General features: G+C 43.9%; 4 protein-coding genes and 1 pseudogene. 3 read left to right on the forward strand and 2 right to left on the reverse strand.

The genetic code is table 11. From position 1 onward, the window contains the following. Positions 1-8 precede the first annotated feature (8 nt). The 3 genes from htpG to F824_RS0118490 all read left to right on the forward strand — a co-directional run bounded on the left by htpG (position 9) and on the right by F824_RS0118490 (position 4,210). Positions 9-1,895, forward strand: coding sequence for a molecular chaperone HtpG (gene htpG / locus F824_RS0118470; RefSeq protein ID WP_019599418.1), 1,887 nt, complete (start codon positions 9-11; stop codon positions 1,893-1,895). Positions 1,896-2,760: 865 nt separating this feature from the next. Next, a complete protein-coding gene (locus tag F824_RS0118485) occupies positions 2,761-3,519 on the forward strand; it encodes an SDR family NAD(P)-dependent oxidoreductase (RefSeq protein WP_019599421.1) in 759 nt (252 codons plus the stop codon). Positions 3,520-3,694: 175 nt separating this feature from the next. Next, entirely contained in the window at positions 3,695-4,210 is a 516-nt protein-coding gene (locus F824_RS0118490) for a nuclear transport factor 2 family protein (protein ID WP_201769088.1), read from the forward strand. 332 nt (positions 4,211-4,542) lie between these two features. Here the strand turns inward: F824_RS0118490 and F824_RS0118500 are convergent, their stop codons facing one another. Together F824_RS0118500 and F824_RS0118515 are read right to left on the reverse strand one after the other, a co-directional pair. Then, entirely contained in the window at positions 4,543-5,508 is a 966-nt protein-coding gene (locus F824_RS0118500; protein WP_019599424.1) for an alpha/beta hydrolase, read from the reverse strand. 912 nt (positions 5,509-6,420) lie between these two features. Then, positions 6,421-6,754, reverse strand: a pseudogene (locus tag F824_RS0118515) (IS110 family transposase); the annotation flags it as partial.

A 6,754-nucleotide genomic window follows, 5' to 3' on the forward strand; every position in this document is an offset into this window, starting at 1 on the left:
ATATAGCCATGCAGGAAAAAGGTACCATCTCGATACATACCGAGAATATTTTCCCAATCATCAAGAAATTTTTGTATTCCGACAATGAGATATTCCTAAGGGAACTCGTGTCAAACGCCGTGGATGCCACCCAAAAAATCAAACGTCTTGCGACATTGGGTCAGTACTCCGGTGAACTTGGAGACGTCACCCTTGAGGTGAGTTTTGACGAGAAAAAGAAAACCATCACCATTTCCGACAAAGGCCTTGGCATGACTGCCGAGGAGATCAAGAAATACATCAACCAAGTCGCTTTTTCGGGTGCCGAGGAGTTTGTGGAAAAATTCAAGGATGCCAAAGACGCCAACGAAATCATCGGTAAGTTTGGTCTTGGTTTCTATTCCGCCTTTATGGTGGCCGATACCGTAGAGATCAACTCCCTCTCCTATCAGGAAGGTGCAGAAGCAGCCAAATGGACCTGTGACGGCAGCACGACCTTCGAAATCAGTGCCAGCGACAAAAAAGAGCGCGGAACCGAGATCACCCTTTTCATCAACAAAGATTCCGAGGAATTTTTGGACAAATGGAAACTCCAGGGCATTCTAGACAAATACTGCAAGTTCCTTCCCGTACCGATCAAGTTCGGCACCAAGACCGAAAGCGTCGAAGACGGTGTGGATGACAAAGGCGAGAAAAAATGGACATCTGTGGAAGTGGACAACATTATCAACACCACCGCACCCATCTGGACCAAATCCCCGAGCGATCTGAAGGACGAGGATTACCTGAGTTTTTACAAGCAGTTGTATCCAATGGGAGAAGATCCTCTTTTTTGGATCCATCTGAACGTGGATTATCCATTCAACCTGACGGGAGTTCTTTATTTCCCTAAGGTGAAAAACGAATTTGAACTTCAGAAAAATAAGATCAAGCTATTCAGCAGACAGGTATTTATCACCGACGAGGTGAAGGACATCGTACCTGAATTCCTCATGCTGCTTCATGGCGTGATCGATTCTCCGGACATTCCCTTGAACGTCTCCAGAAGCTTCTTGCAGGCGGACAGCAATGTGAAGAAAATCAACAGCTACATCACCAAAAAGGTGGCGGACAAACTGTCAGAATTGTACAAGAAAGACAGAAAAGCCTACGAGGAGAAATGGAACGACATTGGCCTGTTCGTGAAATACGGAATGCTCAGTGAAGAGAAATTCTACGAAAAAGGAAAAGACTTCACTCTCCTGAAAAACACCAACGGGGATTATTTCACCTTGGAGGAATACAGAGAAAAGGTAAAAGCCACCCAAACCGATAAAAACGAGCAAGTCGTGTACCTCTACGCCACGGACCTTGAAAAACAGGATGGATTCATCCAGTCTGCCAACAAAAAGGATTATGACGTTTTGGTGATGGATTCGCCGATCGACAGCCACTTTATCCAGCACATGGAAACCAAACTGGAAAAAACGCAGCTCAAACGGGTGGATGCGGACGTTGCCGAAAAACTCATCCAAAGGGAAGATGGCTACGCCAATCTTCTGACAGAAGATCAATCCAAGACAGTGAAGGAAATCTTCGAGAAAGCGATCTCCAACACCAACTACACGATTGAGGTGGAAGGATTGAGTCCAGAGGAATCCCCTGTCACCATCACCATGGAGGAATTCATGCGCAGAATGAAGGAAATGGCCGCAACCGGCGGTGGTGGAATGGGTTTCTACGGTGCCATGCCGGACCATTACAAAGTTGCTGTCAACGGCAATCATCCCGTCATCGACAAACTCCTCAAAACCGAGGATGAAGCAGAAAAAGCCAGATTGGCCAAGCAGGTATTTGACCTTGCCTTGCTTTCGCAAGGCCTGCTGACCGGAAAAGACCTGACGGCTTTTGTGAAGAGAAGTGTGGAATTGATTTAAGCCGTTTTATACATCTTTCCTTACAGTTTCAACCTCATCTGGAGATTGAATGCCTCTTTCGGATTTAGGAAAAATACACTTTTCAAAATAAAAATAAGCCCCTGGGAATTTGAATTCTCAGGGGCTTTTTGGGTTTTAACCCTTGTTATGCATGACCATTTATATTCCAGCCTGAAATTATTTAGGAATCAATCCGATATACCTTTTTTTTGATTTCACCACATCGGTACTACTCCTTATTCTCCAAATATCCTGATTTTATTGTCGTTATAACACCCTTAGGGGACCTATTGCATATTTCCATCTAACTTAATCAAGTTAGATGCATGACGTTACTTTTCCGCTGTCTTAGAATTCGGGTTGAATGCTAATTCGCAGATTAGATTTTTATACTCCCTTCCAATCGGCCCCCAAAACCCATTTGCACAATTTTTTAAAGCGTAGAGAACGAAGTCCCAAGAAGTGAATTGGAAATGCGATTTGACCTTGAAATTACCGCCTATGGGTATTGTAGTTTTCGGGAAAAATACATACATTTAACTGAATGTCAATTTGATGCAAATAATTTTTTTGCTGATAGAGTATAAATGAAAAAGCTAATTTTGGTTTCATAAGGCAAAATAAAAATCAGAAAACAATACATTCTTCCAGACACCTGGTTTTTTTAATGAATGGGATATCCGGAATTTAATTGTGGTTTTAGGTGATTGAGCTATTCACAACTCTTGGGCCCTTTGTGCTTCGGATACCTCATGACAGTTTTGAAGTTACCGAAAGTTCAGTGCTCCGAATAAATATTTGAGCGGAACACCCGCAAATCTGCAAAAACCTTGGCGCTTATTTTTAACCATTAAATGAGAAAATCATGAAAAGAACAGAAAACAAAGTTGTCGTCGTTACAGGTGGCGCGTTGGGAATCGGGCGCGAAACCTGTCTTTTACTGGCAAAAGAAGGTGCTAAAGTCGCCATAACGGATGTGCTGGACAAAGAGGGTCAACAGTTAATGGAAGAAATAAACCATTCAGGTGGAGTGGCAAAATTCTGGCATCTTGATGTAGCTAATGAAAAAGAAGTTGAAAAAGTGTATGCCGCTGTAGTCAAAGAATTTGGAAAACTTGATGCGACCGTAAATAATGCGGGTATAGCAGGCGCTGACAAGCCCACCCATGAATTGACGGAAAAAGAATGGGATGCTGTCATGAATGTGAACGTAAAAGGGGTTTTCTTCTGCACCAAACATGCAATTCCCCATATGCAAAAATCAGGCGGCGGAAGCATTGTTAACCTTTCTTCAATTTATGGAATCATCGGCGCAGGAGACATCCCTCCCTATCACGCCTCAAAAGGAGCCGTCAGAATAATGTCTAAAAATGATGCCTTGACCTATGCAAAAGACAAAATAAGGGTGAACTCTGTCCATCCCGGTTTCATTTGGACGCCCTTGGTTGAAGAATTTGGAAACAACAAACCTGGATTCAGAGAACATCTTGACAGCTTACATCCGATAGGACATATTGGCGAACCAAAAGATATCGCTTATGGAATACTTTATCTTGTTTCTGACGAATCAAAATTTGTTACGGGAAGTGAATTGGTCATCGATGGTGGATATACCTGTAAATGATGGATCTATGAAATAAAGTGAACAAGGGCTATGTTCCATAAGTGTATCCGTAAACATTTGATCCTTCTGCCACGCTCAAACTTGTATGTCGCAAGACCAGTACAAAACTGCAATCCATTCCGACACATGGTCTTGGGCGTATTGATTCATTCTTGTCCACACCGTAACTTGAAACATGATGCAAGACATGAACATTGCCAAACACACTTTAGCTGCAGGACTATTGGCTGTAATTTTAGGTCTTTTGGGTTGCGACAGCAATAAAGCTGACAGAACATTGCAAAATCAAAACAACGCACAAGAAATGACCGTCACAGTCGAAACTTTAAAGCAAATCCTTGAGGCATTCAATCGTCATGACCTTGATGCGATAATGGAATTCTTCTCCGATGATTGTTCATTTGATTTTCCAAGGGGACCAGAACCCTGGGGACAACGCTTCATCGGCAAAGCACAGGTGCGGGAGGCACTTGCAGGTCGCTTCAAAGGAATTCCTGATGTTCATTATGGGGATGACCGCCATTGGATTTCAGCAGATGGAAATACGGGAATATCTGAATGGACACTTACCGGAACCACAACTTCTGGGATCAATGTGAAAGTGAGAGGCTGTGACCTTTGGGAGTTTCGCAACGGTAAAGTCACGCGCAAAGACTCCTATTGGAAAATAGTTGAGCCCTCAACAAAATGAATAGTACACAATTAATAAAGTTTAATGCTGGCTCCAGACATTCCATAACGTCGTCGGTTTTTCAACCAATTCATCGAGTGATTTCAGGTTTGTATGATTGGGATAAAGTGAAAAATATAATAAATGACATGATAAAGAGAGTACTCATAAAAGGAAAATTACACCTCCCCATTTTCGGGTGAAATTGAGCCTGGAAAATAATTTTTGGCAATATTTTCGGCGCATGTGATGTGACCAACTCAATTCTCGCCACAGCGTAGCGAGTTTTTCAGTGATTTACAAAGGGCGCACATTTCAAATGTGATTTTGGCAACGCTCAGCGGAGTCCTTTATCAAGGAGCCGTCTGATCACTCGTAGACTTGGCTTTGAGAAAACTGTTTACCTCCAACCAGTACATAAAAGCATCAAACCAACGATTGCTGGTTCGGTCCGGATTGCCGAGGCCGAATCCATGACCGCCGTTCTGGTAGAGGTGAAACTCCACGGGGATGCCCGCTTTGTACCAGGAATCAATGACCCCGAACTGACCGCGGAAGAGAAAATCATCGGTGGCGATGACATTGAACATCGGCGGAGCATTCTTCGGCACTTCCACCGGACCCATGCCGCCATAGATCGGACCAATAAAGGCCAGTTTCATGGTCTTGGAATGGAGCGTGGCGTGCATCGTGAGACCGGCGCCGGCAGAAAAGCCGATCATGCCTATTCTGTCCGTATCGACCCCCCATTCCTTTGCCCGATCGAGAATCATGGCGTAGGCCGCTTCGGCGTCCTCGAGCTGATTGGATAGATCCTGCTGCGGTGGAGTCGGTGGTATTTCACTTTGCGAAGTGCTGGGCGCTGGAGCCGGAGGACGCGGGCGGTTCATCCATGCCGTAAAATCATCCAAAGATTCAGGGGTCGGATGCAGCCTGTACTTGAGCACAAAGGCGGCGATTCCCTGGTCCGCAAGGGCCCTGGCAACATCCCAGCCCTCATTGCCCATTGACAGCCACCTGAATCCGCCACCCGGCGCCATAATTACAGCCGTGCCATTCGCCTTGCCCGGTTCAGGCAGGAAGGGGGTGAGGGTCGCAGTGGAAATGTTCCGTGCCATCGGATCGCCCCACTGGAGGAACCAGGTCTCGGGAGCCGGCTGCTTATCGACACCGCCTGTGCCGAGCGGAATGGCTTTCGGCTCCGCAGGGGCTTCGAGTGGGGTGATTGTCCCGTCCTGCGCCATTGCTGATGCAGAAAATAGAAGCAATGAGGCCAAAATGAATGTTTTGGCAAAGTCTTTTCGGTTAGAATAGGTCATGGGGAAATTGTGAATAGGTGAAAGATTGTGCTTGTCTAGTATAGGCGGCATTTCAAAAATTTTATTGCCATAAGGATTAAAAGTAAAAAATAAATGTGAGACTTAAACCTCTGTCATGCATGACCAATTCCATTCCAGCCTGTTTTTGCCAAATACTCCTTCCTTTGTTTTCTGTTTTTGATTTCAACAAACGCAGTACTGCGCCATTTTCTCCAAAGAGTCTGATTCCCTTACAGCATCAAGCCCAATAGGAAACGGAAAAAAATCAACAAGAGAAACGAGACCGCATGCCTATAGCGCCTCTTTTTTGAGTTTGAAAATCTAAAATCAACATGAGGGGAAGTGAATTGGAAATGAAATTTGAGCACAGAATTACCTGCCAAGGAAATTGTCGCTTTCGGGAAAAATTTTTATATTTGATTGAATACCAGTTAGGTATAAATAGTTTTTGCTGAAATATTTGACTTAAACATTAGCTGATTTATTTTCTTCGGACAAATTCCGAATCAGGAAAAAAGGATTCTTTCATCTAAACGGCTTTTTGAATGGATGAGACATTCCGGGTTGCATTGTGTTTGGGTATGTCTGGAATGTTTCCGGCAAATTATAAAATCAAGAAGATCATAATCCGGGTTGATGGCTTCTTTTGACGTCGACCCCATCGCTTTCGGAATCCAATCTCTTTTCCAAAAAAATACGACTGACAGGTTGGGGTACCTACATAAATAAAAATGTGACTCTTAAACCTGTATTGTGCATTGCTGATTCTAATTCAGGATGAAATTGCTTAATAATCAGTCTTTGTTTGCTCTTTTTGACTGCAGCATATCGGCAATGCGCCTTGTTCTCCAAAGGCCTGATTTTCTTGCGGTTTCGACCCCATTTGAAAACCCAATGCATATTCCATCTAACTTATGATAGGGCAGCATTTAACTCATCGGCTGACATATTCAGTGATAGCATCTTTTTTTTAATTGATGCTATCATTCGATCCTTCATTTCTTTTTGGTATTGGTCTAAATTACCGGGCTGGTATCTTTCTCCTTTTATAATCATGTTCCAGATAATTACTGCCAGCTTTCTGGCAGTTGCGGTAATGGCAGCTCCCCTTCCTTTGCGATAAGCCACTCGTTTGAAAAACCTTGTCAACACCCCATCTTTGGTTTTATCAATGGTGTTTGCAGCATTTCTTAAAGCCAGCGCCAACTTGTTACTCCCTTTTGGAGTCCGGCTTGAAACCACTTTG

It is taken from the genome of Rhodonellum psychrophilum GCM71 = DSM 17998, assembly GCF_000381545.1.
GTDB classification, from domain to species: domain Bacteria; phylum Bacteroidota; class Bacteroidia; order Cytophagales; family Cyclobacteriaceae; genus Rhodonellum; species Rhodonellum psychrophilum.

Coding starts and splice junctions, on each gene's coding strand:
- F824_RS0118485 (WP_019599421.1), top strand. CDS start 2,761: ATGAAAAGAACAGAAAACAAAGTTGTCGTCGTTACAGGTGGCGCGTTG.
- htpG (WP_019599418.1), top strand. CDS start 9: ATGCAGGAAAAAGGTACCATCTCGATACATACCGAGAATATTTTCCCA.
- F824_RS0118500 (WP_019599424.1), bottom strand. CDS start 5,508: ATGACCTATTCTAACCGAAAAGACTTTGCCAAAACATTCATTTTGGCC.
- F824_RS0118490 (WP_201769088.1), top strand. CDS start 3,695: ATGATGCAAGACATGAACATTGCCAAACACACTTTAGCTGCAGGACTA.